This is a genomic window from Spirilliplanes yamanashiensis, from assembly GCF_016863475.1.
Lineage (GTDB): Bacteria > Actinomycetota > Actinomycetes > Mycobacteriales > Micromonosporaceae > Spirilliplanes > Spirilliplanes yamanashiensis.
Genome location: NZ_BOOY01000001.1, coordinates 48,405 through 68,260 on the forward strand (window position 1 = coordinate 48,405; position 19,856 = coordinate 68,260).

Genomic DNA, 19,856 nt, shown 5'->3' on the forward strand with positions numbered 1-19,856 from the left:
CGGGCGCGGGACGAGGCGCCCGGGCCGCCCCCCTCTCAGACCGTGCGCAGGTCGAGGGTGTGCCAGACGGTGTCGTCCACGTCGCCCGTCGACCACCACAGGATCCCGCCGCGGCAGATGACCACCCCCACGCCCGTCGCCACCTGGACCGTCTCCTTCGTGGTCAGGTCGTGGACGAAAAGCTGCTGGCTGCTGGTCGTGCCGTTGTCCGAGCCGGCCGCCGACACGATCTCGAACCGGTCGAGGATCGCCACGTCGACCGTGGCCGCGTTGCCGTCGCCGCCGATGACCCGCCGCCGGTCCGTGCCGTCCGGCCGCATCAGGTCGGTGCGCGCCGGGGCGTCGCCCGCGAGCACCAGCACCCGGCACCAGGCGGAGCTGCACGTGGCCAGCTCGGTGCCGCCCGTGGCGACCTCCGTCACGCGGTTCGTCGCCAGGTTGCGCACCTGCACCGGCCCGAGCTGATTGCTCGCGCTGACGAGGTACGGCCACGCCGCCCGCGCCCAGGCGCCCCGCTGGACGGTCGTGCGCACCGCCCCGCCGGTCAGCGCGACCGAGCGCAGCTCCGTGGCGGGCTCGTCGCCGGCCGCCACCGCCACCCAGTGCAGCCGCCCCTCGGCGATGACCATGTCGTACTGCGAGTTGAAGAACACGATGTCGCCGGTGTCGCCGGTGAGCCGCCGAACCGCGCCGCCGGCCAGCGGCAGCGCGTACAGCGTGGTGCCGCCGTCGGCGACCGAGACCGAGAAGGCGAACGTGTCGGCGGACGCGGTGAAGCCCCCGTACGTCGGGTTGCCGGACAGCGGCACCCGGTGCAGCTCGGTGACCGTGCCGTCGGCGGCGCGGCGCAGCAGGCGCAGCGCGCTCGCGTCCGGCGTGGGGGCGGTGCCGATGCTGTCCGTGGCGGACAGGAACCACACCGGCTGGTACGACGGCCCGTCGGGCACCGAGCCGGGGATGTCGGCGCGGGTGGCGCCCGGCCACTGCTCGGCGGCGCTGACCGGGCCGGTGCGCGCCGCGGGCGCCCGGTCGCCGGTGGGGGCCAGGACGATGAGCGCGACGGCGGCGGTCAGGGCGACGGCGAGCGCCACCGTGGCGCGGCTGAGGTAGGACGGCATGACGACGGAAGGGTAGCCCGCCGGGCCACCCTTCCGCCGTGTGCGTCGTGCGATGTCAGCCGAGGATGCCGCCGAAGATGCGGCCGATCAGACCCTCGTCCTCGGCTCCTGGCTGCGGCGCGGGGGCCTCGGCCCCGTCGGACGGCTCGCCGTCCGGGACGGCCGCGCCGGTCTGGCCGCCGCCGGGGACCTCGTCCGCCGTGGCGCCCGTCCCGGTGCCGGCGCCGGTGCTGCCGGTACCCGTGCCCGTGCCCGTCGCCGGGCCCGTGCCCTGCTGGTCGGAGCCGGTGCCGCGCTCGGCGTCCTGCTCGCGCTGCTGACCCTGCTTGCCGGTCGTCGACTTGCCGGTGCCGGAGCCCTTCTCGATCCCCTGCGGGGCGGCCGAGCAGGTCCGCGGCAGCGGTCCGAGGCCGTCGGCGCCGGTCGTGCCGCAGTCGAGGCCCTTGCGCAGGCCGGCGACGCGACGCTCGATGGCGTCGAGCAGGGTGATCGAGGTGACCGCGGCCTCCTGGTCGGCCGGGCCGACGCGGGCGAGCAGCGGCTGGAGCTGGCGGCGCTGGCCGAGGACGAACGTGTCCACCACGGCGAACGGGGCGGGGTCCTTGCGCTGCACCGCCGACGTCGTCAGCAGGCGCACGCCCTCGCGGGTGTCGCGGTCCATGTCGCCCAGCACGGTGGTCAGCGGGGTGCCGCCGGCCTGCACCGCGGCCGCCTCGGCGAGGCGGTTGCGGGCGAAGCCGAGGAACAGCTGGCCGCGGGTCACGTCGGAGCCGGCGAGCGCGAGCTGTGCCTTCTCCGCCGAGCGCTTGACGCCGTAGAGGGCATCGCCCGGAACCGCGTCCTCGCTGGCGAACGACATGCCGGAGACGGCGACGGCGCCGACGGCGACGCCGGCCACGATCGCGCCGCGGGCCCGCAGACGCCGGCCGGAGCCGGCGCCGAGACTGAAACGGCGGCGGGGCTCGTCGATCTCCGCGGTGCCCGGGGCGGCGGTGACACCGATCCCCTCGCGCTCGGCGGTGGCGATGAGCATGGCGCGCAGGTCCTGGCGGAACTCGCGGTCGACCTCGGTCCGCACCGCCGGTCGCATCGCGGTCAGGGTGTTGCCGACCGCAGCGAGTTCGGCGAGGTCGTCGTCTCCGCGACCGTGCGAGTGGTGCCGAGGACCGCCGTTGGTCTCGTCCAAAAGCTGCGCGAAGCGCTCGGCGCGCCGGCGGTCGAGGAAGTCCAGACTCACCGCGGGCACCTCCCTTCGCTGGTGATGGACCGGCCGCCTTCGACCGGTCGCACCCGGACAAACGCCCGACGGGCGCGCGCGGTTACGGGCAACAATGTTTCCAGTTCGCCGGTCGTCACAGCGTGAAGCCCTCCGGCAGCAACCGGGCCAGTGCGCGCACGGCCCGGTACTGCAGGGCCTTGATGGCGCCCTCGTTCTTGCCCATCGTCTGCGCGGTCTCCGCGACGGAGAACCCCTGCAGGAAGCGCAGAACGATGCACTCCTGCTGCTCGGGGTTGAGCTGCTTCACGGCCGTCAGCAGGGCGACGTTCGTGATGTGGTCGACGACGGCCGCCTCGGGGCTGCCCTCGGGGCCGCGGTCCTCGCGGTCGGCGTCGAGGACGTCGCCGGTGGTGACCTCCAGCCGGTACCGGCCGGACTTGAAGTGGTCGGCGACCAGGTTGCGGGCGATCGTCACGAGCCAGGCGCCCAGGTCGCGGCCCTGCCAGGTGAACGAGCCGATGCGCTTGAGCGCGCGCAGGAACGTGTCGGACGTGAGGTCCTCGGCGAGCTGGCGGTTGCCGACGCGGAAGTAGACGAACCGGAAGACGGTGTCGACGTACCGGTCGTAGATGAGGCCGAACGCCTCCGACTCGCCGGCCTGCGCCCGCTCGACCAGCGCCCACACGTGCGCGGCCGGGTCGTCCCGGTCGGGGCGGGCGGGCCGCGGCTGCTCGGCGGGCGGGCCGGTGGTGCTCTGCGCGGGCACGACCACGGACTGCTGGTCGGCGACCGGCGGGGCCGGCACGTCGAGCGGGCCCGTCCCGGCGGGGCGCTGCCCCGGCATCTGCGGGCGGCCCGGCGCGACGACGCGGCCGCCGACGGGGCGCACGTTGCCGGCGGGGGACTGGTTGCGGCCCGGCGGCTCGTTGACGTGCGGCCGGTTGCGGGTGCGCTTCGGGCCGTCGCCGGCGATGGCCCAGGCGATGGTGTCGTGCAACGACGTCAGGCCCTCGTTGAGGGCCTGACGGGCACTCCGGACGTCGCGGTCGACCGGGTCCAGGGGGAACGCATGGCTCACGGGGCCTCCTCCACCCGGCAGCTCGTCCGGTGTGCCGTTGCTTCGGCGCGGTCCCCGGCGGGTGGTTCGGGGGGCGCCGCCGGGCGACACAGGTGCATCAGCCGACCAACGGGCACTGCGGCCTCCTCGGGGGGAGAGGGGTGTGACAACTCGCCACAAAGAGGGCAAGTTAACCGCCGCACGGACAGCGGCGACATCACCCAAAGGCGTGGAGTCCGTTACTCGAGGGGAAGTATTTCCGCCGACGCACACGCGGCGTCGCACACTGTGTGCGCTGTGCGAAATTAGTCGTTCACGGCTGTTAACGGACTTTCCGCCCTAAACACGGCCGGAGCGGCGCCGTCGGCCGGTGTGCCAGACTCGCCCGGTGGAGACCCCCGACACGGCGAGCCACCCCCACACCCTCGCCGGAGCGGTCCGCCGGGCCGCGCTCATGCGCCCCGACCATCCCGCCCTGATCACCCCCGGCCCGGACGAGGACATCCGCACCTGGGCCGAGGTCGACGCCGCCGTCGACGCCGCCGCCCGCGCGCTGCTCGCCCTCGCCGGCCCGCGCACCGGCGCCCACCCGCCCCGGGTGGCGATCGCCCTGCCCAACGGCGCCGACTTCGCCGTCACCCTGTTCGGCGCGATGCGCGCCGGGCTCGTCGCGGTGCCGGTCAACCCCGGCTACACCGAGCCCGAGATGCGCCACGTGCTCACCGACGCGGGCGCCTCGGTACTCGTCGGGCGCACCCTCGACCTGCCGGGCCTGACCTGCGTGCCGGCGGACCTGCCGGCCGGCGGCGACCGGCCGCTGCCCGCCGTCGACGCGCACGACCTGGCCGTGCTGCTCTACACCTCCGGCACCGAGGGTCGGCCGAAGGGCGCGATGCTCACCCACGCCGCGCTCGTCGCCAACCACGAGCAGCTCGCCGGGCTCGGCGTCGTCGACCAGCGGTCCGTCGTGCTGCTCGCCGTGCCGATGTTCCACGCCTACGGCCTCAACTCCGGGCTCGGCTCCGTCGCCTACCACGGCGCCTGCGGGGTGGTCGTGGCCGAGTTCGACGCCGCCGCCACGCTCGCCGCCGTCGAGCGGCACCGGGTGTCCGTCCTGGTCGGCGTGCCGTCCATGTACGCCGCGTGGCTCGCCCAGCCCGGCGTCGCGGGCCGGCTGGCCACCGTCGAGGAGGCCGTCTGCGGCGCCGCCCCGCTCGACCCCGACGTGCTGAGCCGCTGGCACGCCGAGACGCACACCGCCATCCGGATCGGCTACGGCCTCACCGAGACGGCCCCGGTGCTCACCGCCACCGACCCGTCACCGGACGCCAAGCCCGGCTCGATCGGCCGGGCCGTCCCCGGCGTCGAGCTGGTGCTGCGCGCCCCCGACGCCACCACCGACGACTACGACGTCGACCCCGGCGACCCGGCCGGCACCGAACCGGGCGAGATCGTCGTGCGCGGCGCGAACCTGTTCAGCGGCTACTGGCCCGACGGCCGGGGCGGGCCCGACGCCGACGGCTGGTGGGGCACCGGCGACATCGCCCTGGCCGACGCCGACGGCGAGCTGTTCCTCGTCGACCGGGTCGGCGAGCTGATCATCGTCAACGGCTTCAACGTCTACCCGCGCGAGGTCGAACGGGTCCTGGAGGAGCACCCGGCCGTCCGCGAGGCCGCCGCCGTCGGCGTGCCCAGCGCCGCCACCGGCCAGGCCGTGCGCGCCTTCGTCGTGCTGTCCGGCCCGGCCGACGACCTGGCGGAGCACTGCGCCGCCCGGCTGGCCCGGTACAAGCGGCCCGACCGCATCGAGGTCGTCGACGAGCTGCCGCACTCGGCCATCGGCAAGGTGCGCAAGACCGAGCTGCGGGACGCGACGTGACCAGGCTGACGCTGATCAGCCGGGCCGGGTGCCACCTGTGCGAGGTCGCCGAGCAGGCCCTCGACCGGATCGGCGAGCCCTGGACCCGCCTCGACGTCGACGCCGACGACGAGCTGGTCCGCGAGTACTCCGACCGCGTGCCGGTGCTGCTGCTCGACGGCCGCGAGCACGGGTACTGGCGCATCGACGAGGACCGGCTCCGGCGCGACCTGGCCCGGCCACCGGGCGCGCCGCCGTATTAATGTTCGCCGGATGGCGCGCGATCACCTTGTCTGGGACTGGAACGGCACCCTGCTCGACGACCTGAGCCTCGTGGTCTCCTCGACCAACGCGGCGTTCGCCGCGATCGGCGGCCCCGAGGTCGACGCCGACTCGCACCGGCGGTCGTTCCGCCGCCCGATCGCCGAGTACTACGGCGAGGTGCTCGGCCGGGTCGTCGACGCGCACGAGTTCCAGCGGCTCGACGAGGTGTTCCACGAGGCGTACCGGGTGGGGCTGACGTCCTGCTCGCTCGCCGCCGACGCCACCGCCGCGATCAAGGCCTGGCCCGGCGACCAGTCGCTGCTGAGCATGTGGTTCCACGCCGAGCTGGTGCCGGCCGTCGAGTCGTACGGGCTCAACGGCCTGTTCGCCCGCGTCGACGGGTTGCAGGCGGCGGTCGGCGGCGGGTTCAAGGCCGGCCACCTCGCCGCGCACCTGGCCGAGCTGGGCGTCGCCGGTGAGCGGGCGGTGCTGATCGGCGACTCGCTGGACGACGCGCACGCCGCGGACGCGGTCGGCGCGGCGGTCGTCCTCTACACCGGCGGGTTCACCGATCCGGAGCGGCTGCGCGCGTCCGGCTACCCGGCCGCCGACACCCTGGTCGAGGCCGTGGAGCTGGCCACGACCCTGTAGGCGATCCGACCCCCGATCGGTCGGAAGCGCGTCCGCGATTGGCGATCGGGACGCCCGTTGGGCCATACTCCGGAACAGGGATCGCGCTGCTCACAGGCGGACGATCGCGTCAGCGGTCGTTAGCATGGAGAGCCGGTCCCTGTCCAGTTACGCCACCAAGATCGCGATTTGTGCACGTCTTCACAAGCGCCTACTCTGTAGCTCCGACGAGCCCCGCTACCACAGCCGGTTCCCACGGACGCGAGCGGGCTCACCGCAGCAGAAACCAGCCGTCGGCACGGAGTCTCATGAGCCAGCACCGACCCGGAAGCACGTCCGGCCCCGCCGGCGCGGTCCCGGCCCTCCCGGATCTCCCGGAGGCGACCGTCGCCCGGCTGCCCGAGTACCTCCGGGCGCTGCACCACTGCGCCGAGACCGGCTACGAGACCGTCTCCAGCGAGGGGCTCGCCGCCGCCGCGGGGGTCAACTCCGCCAAGCTGCGCAAGGACCTGTCCCACCTGGGCTCGTACGGCACCCGCGGCGTCGGCTACGACGTGGCCCTGCTCATCGACCAGATCGAGTACGTCCTCGGCCTCACCCAGCGCCGCGCCGTCGCCCTCGTCGGCGTCGGCAACCTCGGCCACGCCCTGGCCGGCTACGACGGCTTCGCCTCGCGCGGCTTCCACGTCGTGGCCCTGTTCGACGCCGACCCGGCCACGATCGGCGAGCGCATCCACGGCCTGCAGGTGCGGCACATCGACGAGCTGCCCGCCGTCGCCGCGGAGACCGCCATCGCCATCGGCGTCATCGCCACCCCGGCCGCCGCCGCGCAGGCGGTCGCCGACCAGCTGGTCGCCGCGGGGGTCACCAGCATCCTCAACTTCGCGCCGTGCGTGCTGTCCGTGCCGCCGAACGTCGACGTGCGCAAGGTCGACCTCGCCATCGAGCTGCAGATCCTGTCGTTCCACGAGCACCGCAAGTCCACGCTGACCGCGCTGCCCGGCGGGCGCGCGGCCGGCACCTCTGGTCAGGAGGCGGTCGGGTCGTGAACCTCCTCGTCGTCGGCGCGTCCTACCGGACCGCCGCGGTCGGCACCCTCGAGCGCCTCGCGGTGCCCGAGCCGGACGTCGCCGCCATCCTCGGCCGGCTCGTCGCCCAGCCCTACGTGGGCGAGGCCGTCGTGCTGTCCACCTGCAACCGCGTCGAGGTGTACGCCTGCGTCAGCGGCTTCCACGGCGGCCTGAGCGACGTGTGCGCGGTGCTCGCCGAGCAGTCCGGGCTGCCGTCCGCCGAGCTGGCGAAGCACCTGTACGTGCACTACGACGACGCGGCCGTGCGGCACGCGTTCCGGGTCGCGGCAGGGCTCGACTCGATGGTGGTCGGCGAGGCGCAGATCCTCGGCCAGCTGCGCGACGCGTACCACGTGGCGACGGAGGCCGACTCGGCCGGCCGCCTGCTGCACGAGCTGATGCAGCAGGCGCTGCGGGTCGGCAAGCGCGCGCACGCCGAGACCGGCATCGACAAGGCGGGCCAGAGCGTCGTCACGGCGGCCCTCGACGTGGCCGCCACCCACTTCGCCGACGGCCTCGCCGGGCGCTCCGCGCTGATCGTCGGCGCCGGCGCCATGGGCGCGCTCAGCATGGCCACGCTCACCCGGGCGGGCGTCGCCCCGGTCCGGGTCACCAACCGCGGCGCCGACCGGGCGGCCCGCCTCGCCGAGGCGTACGGCGCGGTCGCGGTGCCGTTCGGCACCCTGCCCGAGGCCGTCCTCGCCGCCGACGTGGTCGTCTGCGCCACCGCCTCGCCCGAGCCGGTGCTGACCGCGCCGATGCTGGCCGAGGTGGCCGCGCGCCGCACCGAGCCGCTGGTCGTGCTCGACCTGGCGGTGCCGCGCGACGTCGAGCCCGTCGACCTGCCCGGCGTGCACGTCGTCGACATCGACGCGCTGGCCGCCAGCCGCCGCGCCGCCCCGGCCGCCGCCGAGACCGCCGCCGTCGAGCAGATCGTCGCCGGCGAGGTCGAGCACTTCCTCGGCTGGCTGCGCGGCGCCGACATCGCCCCCACCGTGGCCGCCCTGCGCACCCGCGCGGAGGACGTGGTGACCGCCGAGCTGCGCCGGTTCGCCGCCCGCCGCCCGGAACTGACCGACGACCAGCGCGCCGACGTGGCGCACACCCTGCACCGGGTCGTGCAGCAGCTGCTGCACTCGCCCACCGTGCGGGTGCGCCGGCTCGCCGCCGAGCCGGGCGGCGACCAGTACGCCGCCCTGCTGCGCGAGCTGTTCGACCTGGACGTGCCCACGGCGACGCAGGCCGACGCCGTCCCCGAGATCGGTGATCCCGCATGAAGCTAGGCACCCGGGGCAGCGCGCTCGCGCTCGCCCAGTCCACCCACGTGGCCGACGCGATCACCGCCGCCACCGGCCGGCCGGTGGAGCTGGTCCGCATCGTCACCGCCGGGGACGCGTCCAGCGCGCCCGTCGCGACGCTCGGCGTCGGCGTGTTCGTGTCGGCGCTGCGCGACGCGCTGCTCGCCGGCGAGATCGACGTGGCCGTCCACTCGTACAAGGACCTGCCGTCGGCGGGGCACCCGGCGCTGCACATCGCCGCGATCCCGCCGCGCGAGGACCCGCGCGACGCGCTCGTGTCGCGCGACGGCCTCCTGCTCAACCAGCTGCCGCCCGGCGCCACCGTCGGCACCGGGGCGGTGCGCCGAATCGCGCAACTGGAGGCTCTGGGCCTACAGTTGCGCGTCACGCCGATCCGCGGGAACGTCGACAGCCGCATCGCGCGGGTGCTCGGCCCCCAGGCCGACCTCGACGCGGTCGTCCTCGCGCGGGCCGGGGTGGCACGGCTCGGTCGCACCGCCGAGCTGTCCGAGACGCTCGACCCGATGCTCATGCTGCCCGCCCCCGCCCAGGGGGCACTGGCGGTGGAGTGCCGGGCCGACGACACCGAACTGGTCGAGCTGCTGGCCGCACTCGACCACGCACCGACCCGCGCCGCCGTCACGGCGGAGCGGTCGTTGCTCGCCACGCTCGAGGCCGGGTGCAATGCCCCGGTCGCGGCATATGCGGAGGTCGCCGAAGGTGACGACGGCGACGAGATCTACCTGCGCGGTGCGGTGTTCAGCTTGGATGGGGCCCGAGACATCCGGCTGTCCCGCACCGGAACGCCCGCCGACGCGGCGGAGATCGGCAAGGCGCTCGCCGCCGATCTCCTCGACAACGGCGCCGACACCCTGATGGGGAGCACAGAATGACCCGCACGCGCAAGCCCGTCGGACGCATCGCGTTCGTGGGCGCCGGACCCGGCGACCCGGGGCTGCTGACCCGACGCGCACACGAGGCCCTGGTCGACGCCGACCAGGTGGTGTACGACCGGGGCGTGCCCGAAACGCTGCTCGACGCGATCCGCGCCGAGGCCCAGCCGGATGCCCAGTTCAGCCCCGCCGAGGGCGGCCCCGGCGACGTCGCCAAGGTGCTGCTGTCCGCGGCCAAGTCCGGCCTGTCGGCCGTGCACCTGGTCGCCGGCGACCCGTTCGGCCACGACGCCGTCGTCAAGGAGGTGCAGGCCGTCGCCCGCACCGCCGTGCACTTCGAGGTCGTGCCCGGCATCGGCCAGGCCGAGGGCGTCGCCGCGTACGCGGGCGTCCCGCTGGCCGGGGTGCGCACCGCCGCCGACATCGACGACGTCGCCGAGCTGGACTTCGACGCGCTCGCCGCGGCCGTCGCGCGGGGCGGCTTCGCCGTCGCCGTCGACGCGGGCGACCTCGCCGCCGTCCGCGACGGCCTGCTCGCCGCGGGCGTCGAGCCGGGCACGCCGGTCGGCATCACGGGCGACGGCACCGGCGAGACCCAGTACACGACCGGCTCCACGGTGGAGAGCTTCGTCGCCGCCGCGCTCGGCTTCACCGGCCGCGCCGTGCTCACCGTCGGCCCGGCCGTCGCCGAGCGCGACAAGCTCGGCTGGTGGGAGAACCGCCCGCTGTACGGCTGGAAGGTGCTGGTCCCGCGCACCAAGGAGCAGGCCGGCGCGATGAGCGCCCGGCTGCGCGCGTACGGCGCGATCCCGTGCGAGGTGCCGACGATCGCCGTCGAGCCGCCGCGCACGCCCGCGCAGATGGAGCGCGCCGTCAAGGGCCTCGTCGACGGCCGGTACGCCTGGGTCGTCTTCACCTCGGTGAACGCGGTCCGCGCGGTGTGGGAGAAGTTCGCCGAGCACGGCCTCGACGCCCGCCACTTCGGCGGCGTGAAGATCGCCTGCATCGGCGAGGCCACCGCCGCCGCGGTGCGCGACTTCGGCATCCAGCCGGAGCTGATCCCGGCCGACGACCAGTCGTCCGAGGGCCTGCTGGCCGAGTTCTCGCCGCACGACGAGATCCTCGACCCGGTCGGCCGGGTGCTGCTGCCGCGCGCCGACATCGCCACCGAGACGCTCGCCGCCGGGCTCATCGAGCGCGGCTGGGAGGTCGACGACGTCACCGCGTACCGCACGGTGCGCGCGGCGCCGCCGCCCGCCGACATCCGCGACGCGATCAAGAGCGGCGGGTTCGACGCCGTGCTGTTCACGTCGTCCTCGACGGTGCGCAACCTGGTCGGCATCGCCGGCAAGCCGCACGCCCGCACGGTCGTCGCGGTGATCGGCCCGAAGACCGCCGAGACGGCCACCGAGTTCGGCCTGCGGGTCGACGTGCAGCCGTCGCACGCCTCGGTGCCGGACCTGGTCGAGGCGCTCGCCGAGTACGCCGTCGAGCTGCGCGAGAAGCTGGCCGCCATGCCGGCGAAGCAGCGCCGCGGCTCCAAGGTGCAGGGCCCCACGGCGCTGCGCTTCCGCTGACGTCCGTCGGACGGGCCGCCCCGGCCGGGGCGGCCCACCGGAGAGGTGGACCCGTGTCGTACCCCGACATCCGGCCGCGGCGGCTGCGCCGCACCGCGGCCCTGCGCCGCCTGGTCGAGGAGACCCGGGTCGCGCCGGCCGAGCTGATCCTGCCGATGTTCGTCAAGGAGGGGCTGACCGAGCCCCGCCCCATCGCGTCACTGCCGGGCGTGTTCCAGCACTCGCGCGACTCGCTGCGCAAGGCGGCGGTCTCCGCCGTCCAGGCCGGGGTCGGCGGCATCATGCTGTTCGGGGTGCCCACGACCCGCGACCCGTCCGGGTCGGCCGGGCTCGACCCGGCCGGCATCCTCAACGTGGCCATCGCCGACGTGGTGTCCGAGGTCGGCGACTCCACGGTGGTCATGAGCGACCTGTGCCTGGACGAGTTCACCTCGCACGGCCACTGCGGCCTGCTCGCCGCCGACGGCACGGTCGACAACGACGCCACCCTGGAGGCCTACGCGGCGATGGCGGTCGCGCAGGCGTCCGCCGGCGTCCACATGGTCGGCCCGTCCGGGATGATGGACGGCCAGGTCGGCGTCGTGCGCCGGGCGCTCGACGCGGCCGGCTTCCAGGACACCGCGATCCTGGCGTACGCCGCCAAGTACGCGTCCGCCTTCTTCGGCCCGTTCCGCGACGCCGTCGAGTCGGCGCTGGAGGGCGACCGGCGCGCCTACCAGCAGGACCCGGCGAACCTGCGCGAGTCGCTGCGCGAGGTCGAGCTGGACGTGGCCGAGGGCGCCGACCTGGTGATGGTGAAGCCGGCGCTGCCGTACCTCGACGTGGTCTCGGCGGTCCGCGACCGGGTCGACGTGCCGGTGGCCGCGTACCAGGTCTCGGGTGAGTACGCGATGGTCGAGGCGGCCGCCGCGAACGGCTGGGTGGACCGCGAGCGGGTCATGCTGGAGACGCTGACGTCGATCAAGCGCGCGGGCGCCCAGCTGACCCTCACGTACTGGGCGGCCGAGGCGGCCCAGCTGCTGCGCACCCGCCTCTAGCCGAGGAACCGGGCGCCCATGTCCGGGCCCGGGGCGGCCACGCCATGACCTGGTAGTACGCGGCGCCCCGTGGTGGACCGCCACGGCACGGCACAGCAGGCCGAGCGTGCCGACGACGCCGCCGGGCCCGACGCCGCCCAGGCCGGCGACGGCGATGACGGCGCCCGCGTCGACCACCACCCACGCCCCGGACAGCAGCCCGGAGCGGCCGTCGCCCATCGGCCGGACGTTCCGTGGTTCCGCCGTGCCGTCCGCGCGGGGCGACACGCTGTCCGTTTAGTTCGACATACGAAATGTATGACGTTTTACTGGCACCCGACCGGAACCGTCCGTCGGTCCGGCGATGTCGAACGGAGCAGCATGGTCCAGCAGTCAACCCGGCGGAGCAGGTCCCGCCGGATGCCCGCGCGCATCCTCGTCGCCGGCCTCCTCGCCGCCGCGGGCACCACCGCGGTCGTCACCGGCACCGCCTCCCCGGCGTGGGCGTGCCACGGCCTCCTGTACGGCAACCCGGTCCGCAGCACCAGCGGCTTCACCTTCGAGGTGACGTCGTCGTTCCCCAGCGCCTCCAACATCACCGTGCAGGCGAACAACGGCACCGCCACCATCAGCGGGACCAGCTGGACCAACGGCGCCCCGCCGCTCGTCGCCACCGTCACCGGCCTCAACCCCGGCCAGAGCTCCACCGTGCAGGTCAACGCCGACCTCTCCAACGGCGGCACCGCCTGCTCCTCGTACGCGAACAGCGCCACCACCGCCCCGGCGCAGGCGCCGGCGACCGGTGCGGCCACCGCCACCGCCACCGGCTTCACCTTCACCATCACGAACTACAACGGCGCCGTGTACGACTACACGTTCAGCGAGACCAACGGCGCGACCGCCACCGACGACGGCAACGGCCTCGTGACCGTCACCGGCCTCGCCGCGGGCGCCTCCTCCACGGTCACCGTCACCGCGACCGCGAAGAACAACAGCGGCTTCACCGGTTCCGCGAACACCGCCGTCACCGGCACCGCCACGCCGCCCGCCCCGGCCGCGCCGGACGCGCCGGCCAAGCCGACCACCGTCGCCGGCGACAGCTCCGCCGCCATCACCTGGGCCCCGCCCGCCGCGAACGGCTCCACCATCACCGGGTACGTCGTCACCGCCGCGCCCGGCGGCGCCACCTGCACCGGCGGCGCCGGCGCCACCACCTGCCTCATCGGCGGCCTCAGCAACGGCGTCGCCTACCGGTTCACGGTGACCGCGACCTCCGACCAGGGACCGTCGCCCGCCAGCGCGGCCAGCAACACCACCACGCCCGTGCGCACCGCCAACAAGGACATCGCCATCGACCGGGCGTCGGTGGAGCCCGGCGGCACCGTCACCCTGCGCGCGGAGGGCTACCGGCCCGGCGCGTCCGTCCGGTTCACGTTCTACTCGACCCCGGTGGTCCTCGGGTCCGCCACCGCCGGCGGCAACGGCGTCGCCACGCTCACCGCCGCGCTGCCCGCCGGCGCCGCGCTCGGCGCGCACACCGTCCGCGCCCTCGGCGTCGGGGCGAGCGGGCGCCCGCTCAGCCAGGACATCGACGTGCGCGTCGCCGCCGCCACGGGCGGCGGCGGGGGCGACGAGGACGAGGGCGGCCTGCCCGTCACCGGCCCGGGCGCCACGGCCACCGCCGGCGTCGCCCTGGCACTCCTGCTCGCCGGCGCCGCCCTGGTGCTGGCCACGCGGCGCCGCCGCACCGTCTGACCGGACCGCGCGAGGCCCCGGGGGAACGCACCCCCCGGGGCCTCGCCGCGTCACAGCCCGGACGGCGTGCCCGGGGAGTCGTCCGTCGAGCCCTGCCCGAAGTTGCTGCGCCGGCCCGACACCGCCGGGTCCGGCGTCAGGTTCGGCTGGCCGCCCTGCTCACCGGCCTGCGGCTCGGACTGCTCGTCACTGTCGTACGCGGGTGTGTCGTTGCCGCCGCCCGTGCGGGTCGCGTCCCGGGCCGTCGGGTCCTGCGCGGCCCGCTGCTCGGCCACGTCGGTCGCGGTGCCCTCCGCCATCGGGTCGCCGCCGTCGAGCGGCAGGTCGTTGCCGGAGCTCCGTGGGTGATCGGACATGGCTGCCTCCGTTTCGCCTGGTGAACGTGTCATGCCCACCGGCCGGGCAACCATGCGCCGCCGTCAGTCGTCGTCGGTGATCGTGCCCGTCGCCGTCGGGTCCGCCAGCCGCACGCCGGCCGCCAGGCCCGCCACCACCAGCGACAACCGCTCGTCCCGCTCCGCCCGGGCGTCCGCCCGCACCGTCACCTCGATCACCGCCGACGTCGCGCCCGCCGGGACCGTCACGCAGCCCGCCCACGGCTCGAAGTCCGCGAACGCCACCGCCGACAGCCCCAGCGTGAACCCGCACACCGGCAGCGCCGCGTCGACCGGCCGGCTCAGCGTCACCGGGAACCGCAGCACCCCCGCGCCCTCCGCCGCCGACGCGTCGCCCACCGACAGCGCCGGCGTGGACCGGAACCGCGCCACCTGCGGGTCGTGGTCGCTGGACCCGCGCGAACCGTCGCCCGCGAACTCCGCCGGCCAGTCCGCGTTGACGTGCGCCGCGCGCATCTCCACCAGGTCGCCCAGCAGGGCGTCGTTGACGAAGACGTGGTCGAGCGTCTGCGCCTGACCGTCGAACACGTACGAGTACGCCGACGCCGCCGGCAGCCTTTCCCACAGGTTCGTCAGGCCCGCGTCGTCGTACAGGGCGGCCAGCTGGTCGCCCGGCGCCGCCGGGGTCGGGTCGTCCGGCCGCGGGAACACGTTCAGGTCGCCGCCGTACACCACCCGCTCGCCCGCCGGCAGCGCGGTCACGATCGCGGCGCCGTACCGGGCCTGCTCGCGGCGCTGCCCCACGCGGGCGTCCGGCGTCGACGAGAAGTGGTTGCTGACCGCCCACAGCGGGTAGCCGCCGGTCGGCGTCCGCACCGTGAACAGGGCCACCTGCGGCGCGCGGGTGTACACGTTCGGGCCGTCCACCCCCGTCGAGGTGTCCATGTCGGACGGGCGCACCGCGTTCAGCGCCTTCGGGTTCGACACCTGCGCGTTCGACGGCAGCGCCGCCGCCCGGTACTCCACCCGGGGATCGGCGGTCAGCACCGACCGCGGCGCCGCCAGCGCCATCCGGTCCGTCCGGTACAGGAACGCCGCCGTGATGCCGCGGTCGTCGGCGCCCGTCCGGTCGTACGCCGCCCGATACTCCGGCCCGCCGGCCGCCGCGACGGCCAGCGCCAGCTCCTGCAACGTGTCCGGCGCGCCGTCCGCGTCGTTCGCCGCCCCGCACACCAGCTCGCCGCCCGACACCGCGCAGATGTCCTGGTCCTCCGCCTCCTGCACCAGGATCAGGTCCGGCGCGTGCAGATCCGCCACGATCTGGTCCGCCAGCGCCGCCAGCTGCGCCGTGTACTCCGCCGCCGACGCCGGCACGTAGTCGAACGGCGGCCGCACCCCCGGGCAGCCCGGGTTGCCGGCGAAGTCGCAGCCGTCGAACGGGTCGTCGCGGAAGTCGTACAGGTTCTCCACGTTGTACGTGGAGATCGCCACCTCCGCGGCGCGCCGGGCCGGGCGCGGCGGGTGGTTCGCCGACGGGTCCCGGCCCGCCTCGAACGCGGCCGCCGCCGGCTGCACCCCGTACTTGTTGAAGCTGTAGTAGACGCCGCCCACCGCGTCGCCGGACAGCCGGTCGAACGTGTGCGCCGGCGCCAGCAGCGCCGTGTTGTCCCGCGCCGCCGCCTTCACGCCCAGCGACCCCAGCAGGACGCGCCCGCCGTTGCCGTCCGGCACCCGGTCCAGCGGGTGCGCGTCCCGGAACGTGCGCGCCGCGAACCCCGGCCGGTCCAGCGCCGGGTCGTCGCGGTCCAGGACCCACGTCTCCGCGTCCGCCGTCCCCGCGAACACGTTGCGGCCCGACACCACCCCGGCGCCGTCGCGCACCCGCAGCTGCATGCCCTCGTGCCGCTCCCACCACAGCTCCGCCGCGGCCAGCTCCGCCGGCGGGGCCGCGTCCGCCACCTCGACGTCCGTCACTCCCGACGCCAGCTTCGCCACCAGCGACGCGCCCGACAGCTGCGTCATCGAGAAGTACTCGGACACGCGGGCGCTCAGCACCACCTCGTCGCCCACCACCGGCACGTAACCGCCGCGCAGGTCCGTGAACGCCCCCATGAACACGAACACGCCGTCCGACGTGGCCGGGTCGCCGTCCGCCGCGTCGCGCCGCGACTGCAGGAAGAACCCGTGCTGGTCCGCGCCGGTCGCCGTCCGCGCCAGCGTCCGCTGCGTGATCACACCCCGCACCTGGTACGCGGCCGCGCTCGGGTTGTTGCCGGTCGCCGGCGCCAGCGGCGACCGGTGCGTGCGCGGCAGCTCCCGGGTCACCCCCTGGACCTGACCGACCGTCAGGACGGGCTCCGCGGCGGCCAGCGCCGGCACCGCCGGCACGGTCACCGCCACGAGGGCAGCGAGGGACGACAGCACGGCGAGGGGTCGCACGAAGCCTCCAGGAAGAACGGTGGTTCTACACCTCGGACTCGAGCCTCGTCACCAGTTGGGCGACGTCGGCCCCGTATTCATACCAGTCACGGTCCGCCTGGAAGCCCAACTCCGCATTGACCTTGAGCATCGATTCGTTGTGCTGGGCGTTCCACGTCTGCACCTCGCGCAGCCCCGGCTCCGCCGACCGCAGCTCGAACAGCATCCGCGCCTTGATCGCCCGGTCCACGCCGTACCCGCGATGATCACGCGTCACGATCGTGTCGTACTGGTCGGCGCGCACCGGGTGCTGCGCCGGCACCACCACCTCCGTCAGCCCCGCCACCGCACCCGACCGCTCGTGGATCGCCAGCACGATGTACGGCTTCAGGCCCCGCGCGTGCAGGCAGCTCAGGCTGTCCCGCAGCCGCTGCGGGTCCGACGAGCTCGGCCGTAGGTCCAGGTCCGGCTCGTCGGCGTCCTGCTGCTCCAGCTTCGCCTTCGCGTACGCCTCGATCAGCGCCTCCGGCGGCCCGCCCGGGTGGAACTCGATGCGGTAACCACTGGCGATGCCGCGGGCCATCTCGCCCAGCGCCAGCCAGTCCACCGTGGACAACGTCAGCACGCTGCGCGTCTCCACGTACTCCCGCTCGAACCCCAGCGCCTCGAAGAACGCCGTCGCCGACGTCCCGCCGATCACCTCGACGCCGATGGACGAGAACCCCTCCAGGTACACCCGCCGCGCCGCCACCGCCACCAGCTTGCGCCCCAGCCCACGCCGCCGCGCCTCCGGGTGCACGAACACCTCGAGCACCCCGATGTCACCCAGCAGCAGCACGCTCACGTGGCCCAGCAGCCGGCTGTCGCCCTCGACGCCGGGTTCCTCCTCGGCCACCCACGAGATGCGGCGTTCCCCCGGCATCGTCTCGGCCAGGTACTCCCTGACCATGTCGTCCTGCCACGGCGGATCCTCGGGCACGTCGACGGCGAGCACCGCGTTCAGCGTCGCCACCAACGCGCGGATCTCCTCGGCCGTCGCCGACCGCGGATCCCATTCGCGCACCCTCACCCGTACAGCTTGCCGGTACAACGACCTTCCCGAAAGGGGGAAGTGCTCCAAGGTACGGGCGCGACTACTCTACGTACGGCTCCGCAGCCCGTAGTCGTTCGCCGCCGCGAACACGTCCTGCGCGTAAACCCGCACGTCGTTGTAGGACAGGATCGCCGCCCACCAGTCCTCCGAGGTGGACATGTCCCGCGCACCCCGACACAGATAGTTCGCAGCCGCCATCGCCGCATCGTCGATGTCGTTCGGATCCGTCACACCGTTGTTGTCCGCGTCGACCGCCATCTCCCGCCACGTCGTCGGGATGAACTGCATCGGCCCCATCGCCCGGTCGAACTGCTGATCACCGTCCAGCAGCCCCCGGTCCGTGTCCGCGATCTGCATCCGGCCACCCTTGCCGTCCAGCGGCAACCCCCGGATCGGCGGCAACGCCTCCCCGTCCACGCTCAACGTCGCGTTGTTCGCACTCCCGTGCGCCGACTCCACCCGCCCGATCGCCGCCAGCGTCGTCCAGCTCAACTTGCACGCCGGCGTCGTCCGCGCCACCACCAGCTCCGCATACCCGTACGCCTGCACCGCCACCAGCGGAATCCCCGTCGACGCCGCCACCGGCCCCGCCCACGCCTGCAACGCGTCCGCCGGCCGCCCCCGCCCCACCGGCCCCGCCGACGGCAACCCGGTGGCGAACCCCGTGCTCAACCCCGGCAACGGATTCCCCGGCACCGGCGCCACCGTCCCCGCCGACGGCGCCACCGGCGGCACCGCCGTCGACGGCTGCGCGGGCGCCGACGCCACCGGCTGCGCCACCAGCGCCTTCGGCACCACCCACGCCCCGGCCGCGACCGCCCCACCCAGCACGACCAGCGCCAACCCGCCGAGCACCACGAGCCGCCCCCGCGGCTTACGCCCCCACACCACGACCGCCCGCCCGGCCCGCACCACCGACTGACGGGTGGGGCGGCGCAGCTTGTGCGCGAAGGGGACGCGGATCCGCCGCTTCGCGGCCTTGCCGTCGGCGGCGGCCTTGTCGTCGGCGGCGGCCTTGTCGTCGGGCGCGGTCTTGTCGTCGGTGGCGGTCTGGCTGCCGGGTGCGGCCTTGTCGTCGGCGGTGGGCTTGCCGTCGGGCTTGGCTCCGCCGTCGGGCGTTGTCTTGTCGTCGGTGACGGTCTTTCGGTCGGGCGTTGCCTCGCCGCCGGCGGCGGTCTCGCGGGCGGGCGTGACCTTGTCGTCGGCGGCGGCCTTGCCGTCGGGCGTGACCTCGCCGCCGGCGGCGACCTCGCTATCCGGCGTGACCTTGCTACCGGCCGCGACCCCGCCGTCAGATGTGGTCCGGCCGTCGAGCGCGGCGATGCCGCCGGTAGCGGTTGTGCTGTCCGGTGCGACCTGGCCGGCGTCCGAGGTCTTGCCTTCCTGGCCGGTCGTCGGCATGGCTGAGGTGCCCGGCTCGGGCGTGGTCGTGCCGCCAGCCGCGGCCTGGCCGTCGGCTGGGGCTTCGCCGCCGGGCACGGACTCGGCAGCGGCCGAGGTCATGGTCTGAGGGACGGTCCGGCTTTCGGGTGCGGTCCCGGCCTGCGGAGTCCCGTGGGCCTGAGCGGGCGTCGCCTCCGCCGATCCGGCAGGAGTGGAGCCCGACGCAGCCGTCGTGGAGCCCGAGGCGCGCGGCGACCCGCCGCCAGCAATTCCGCTCGCCGCGGCGTCACCCGCACCGACCCCACCGGCCTCGCCGTCAGCCCCCACGGACCCACCGCCCGCCGCCGGTTCCTCCGGAGCGGCGCCCGAGCTGCCGAGCGGCCCCGCGAAGGACGGCGCGGCCGGTCGGAGCCTGCGCTTCACCGTGTCGTCCCCATCCGCCACCTGGACGAGACTACCGTCGTCCGTCGATGCTTGTCGGCCCACTGTCCGCCTGTGGATAACCCGGCTGTGCATGGTCTGCTGCAGGGCGCCGACGGGCCGTAAGCTGTGGCGATGCCCCGGTACGAATTCCGCTGCCGCGCGTGCGGCGACACGTTCGAGGTCGACCGTCCGATGCGGGCGTCCGGTGATCCGGCCGCCTGTCCGCAGGGTCATGCGGACACCGTCAAGTTGCTGTCCGCCGTGTCCGTGGGCGGGCGTGGCGGCGGGTCCGGCCCGGCCGCCCCGGCAGCAGGCGGTGGCGGCGGTGGTGGTGGCTGCTGCGGAGGCGGCTGCTGCGGCTGACCCCTGCGAGCGGGCACCCATCGCGGCGCGGCGAGGTCTGCGAATGGGCACCGGCTGCGTCGCGGCGAGGTCCGCGACACTGCCAC

The 19,856-nt window shown here is 74.9% G+C and carries 15 protein-coding genes and 2 pseudogenes; 10 read left to right on the forward strand and 7 right to left on the reverse strand.

What is annotated here, in order from left to right:
- Positions 1-35: 35 nt before the first annotated feature.
- From Sya03_RS00240 to Sya03_RS00250, 3 genes and pseudogenes are all read right to left on the reverse strand, one after another.
- The gene (locus Sya03_RS00240) at positions 36-1,118 is read right to left on the reverse strand and encodes a hypothetical protein (RefSeq protein ID WP_203936038.1); all 1,083 of its coding nucleotides are present in this window, start codon (positions 1,116-1,118) and stop codon (positions 36-38) included.
- Between the two features lie 379 nt (positions 1,119-1,497).
- Positions 1,498-2,364, reverse strand: a pseudogene (locus Sya03_RS00245) (DUF5667 domain-containing protein); the annotation flags it as partial.
- A 106-nt stretch (positions 2,365-2,470) separates the two neighbouring features.
- Positions 2,471-3,415, reverse strand: a complete 945-nt coding sequence (locus tag Sya03_RS00250; protein ID WP_203936039.1) for an ECF subfamily RNA polymerase sigma factor, BldN family — start codon at positions 3,413-3,415, stop codon at positions 2,471-2,473.
- A 367-nt stretch (positions 3,416-3,782) separates the two neighbouring features.
- Between Sya03_RS00250 and Sya03_RS00255 the strand changes: the two genes are divergently transcribed.
- The 9 genes from Sya03_RS00255 to Sya03_RS00295 all read left to right on the forward strand — a co-directional run bounded on the left by Sya03_RS00255 (position 3,783) and on the right by Sya03_RS00295 (position 13,755).
- A complete protein-coding gene (locus tag Sya03_RS00255; RefSeq protein ID WP_275411411.1) occupies positions 3,783-5,273 on the forward strand; it encodes an AMP-binding protein in 1,491 nt (496 codons plus the stop codon).
- Positions 5,270-5,515 (forward strand): glutaredoxin family protein, encoded by a 246-nt coding sequence (locus tag Sya03_RS00260; RefSeq protein ID WP_203936040.1) that lies wholly within the window; start codon positions 5,270-5,272, stop codon positions 5,513-5,515. The genes Sya03_RS00255 and Sya03_RS00260 overlap by 4 nt, the downstream gene beginning before the upstream one ends.
- Before the next feature lie 10 nt (positions 5,516-5,525).
- On the forward strand, positions 5,526-6,167 hold the full coding sequence (locus Sya03_RS00265) for an HAD family hydrolase (RefSeq protein ID WP_203936041.1): 642 nt from the start codon (positions 5,526-5,528) through the stop codon (positions 6,165-6,167).
- Between the two features lie 287 nt (positions 6,168-6,454).
- Positions 6,455-7,195, forward strand: a complete 741-nt coding sequence (locus Sya03_RS00270) for a redox-sensing transcriptional repressor Rex (RefSeq protein WP_203936042.1) — start codon at positions 6,455-6,457, stop codon at positions 7,193-7,195.
- Positions 7,192-8,493: a glutamyl-tRNA reductase gene (locus Sya03_RS00275; RefSeq protein WP_203936043.1), complete on the forward strand. Its 1,302-nt coding sequence runs from the start codon at positions 7,192-7,194 to the stop codon at positions 8,491-8,493. Before Sya03_RS00270 ends, Sya03_RS00275 begins: the two co-directional genes overlap by 4 nt.
- Positions 8,490-9,407, forward strand: a complete 918-nt coding sequence (hemC, locus tag Sya03_RS00280; RefSeq protein ID WP_203936044.1) for a hydroxymethylbilane synthase — start codon at positions 8,490-8,492, stop codon at positions 9,405-9,407. The genes Sya03_RS00275 and hemC overlap by 4 nt, the downstream gene beginning before the upstream one ends.
- Positions 9,404-10,984 carry a bifunctional uroporphyrinogen-III C-methyltransferase/uroporphyrinogen-III synthase gene (locus Sya03_RS00285; protein WP_203936045.1) on the forward strand — a complete coding sequence of 527 codons (1,581 nt, stop codon included), beginning with the start codon at positions 9,404-9,406 and terminating at the stop codon, positions 10,982-10,984. Before hemC ends, Sya03_RS00285 begins: the two co-directional genes overlap by 4 nt.
- A 53-nt stretch (positions 10,985-11,037) precedes the next feature.
- Positions 11,038-12,021 (forward strand): porphobilinogen synthase, encoded by a 984-nt coding sequence (gene hemB, locus Sya03_RS00290; RefSeq protein ID WP_203936046.1) that lies wholly within the window; start codon positions 11,038-11,040, stop codon positions 12,019-12,021.
- Between the two features lie 399 nt (positions 12,022-12,420).
- Complete coding sequence (locus tag Sya03_RS00295; protein WP_203936047.1) at positions 12,421-13,755, forward strand: fibronectin type III domain-containing protein; 1,335 nt, start codon at positions 12,421-12,423, stop codon at positions 13,753-13,755.
- A gap of 50 nt (positions 13,756-13,805) precedes the next feature.
- Here Sya03_RS00295 and Sya03_RS00300 read toward each other — a convergent pair whose 3' ends face one another.
- The 4 genes and pseudogenes from Sya03_RS00300 to Sya03_RS00315 all read right to left on the reverse strand — a co-directional run bounded on the left by Sya03_RS00300 (position 13,806) and on the right by Sya03_RS00315 (position 19,641).
- A complete protein-coding gene (locus Sya03_RS00300; RefSeq protein WP_203936048.1) occupies positions 13,806-14,111 on the reverse strand; it encodes a hypothetical protein in 306 nt (101 codons plus the stop codon).
- A 63-nt stretch (positions 14,112-14,174) separates the two neighbouring features.
- A pseudogene (locus Sya03_RS00305) lies at positions 14,175-16,469 on the reverse strand (endonuclease/exonuclease/phosphatase family protein); the annotation flags it as partial.
- An 85-nt stretch (positions 16,470-16,554) separates the two neighbouring features.
- Positions 16,555-17,577: a GNAT family N-acetyltransferase gene (locus Sya03_RS00310; protein ID WP_203936050.1), complete on the reverse strand. Its 1,023-nt coding sequence runs from the start codon at positions 17,575-17,577 to the stop codon at positions 16,555-16,557.
- 69 nt (positions 17,578-17,646) lie between these two features.
- Positions 17,647-19,641, reverse strand: a complete 1,995-nt coding sequence (locus Sya03_RS00315) for a lytic murein transglycosylase (RefSeq protein WP_239107018.1) — start codon at positions 19,639-19,641, stop codon at positions 17,647-17,649.
- On the opposite strand from Sya03_RS00315, the gene Sya03_RS00320 reads away from it, so the two are divergent.
- The gene (locus Sya03_RS00320) at positions 19,540-19,770 is read left to right on the forward strand and encodes an FmdB family zinc ribbon protein (RefSeq protein ID WP_203936051.1); all 231 of its coding nucleotides are present in this window, start codon (positions 19,540-19,542) and stop codon (positions 19,768-19,770) included. The two genes, Sya03_RS00315 and Sya03_RS00320, sit on opposite strands and share 102 nt — an antisense overlap.
- Positions 19,771-19,856 lie beyond the last annotated feature (86 nt).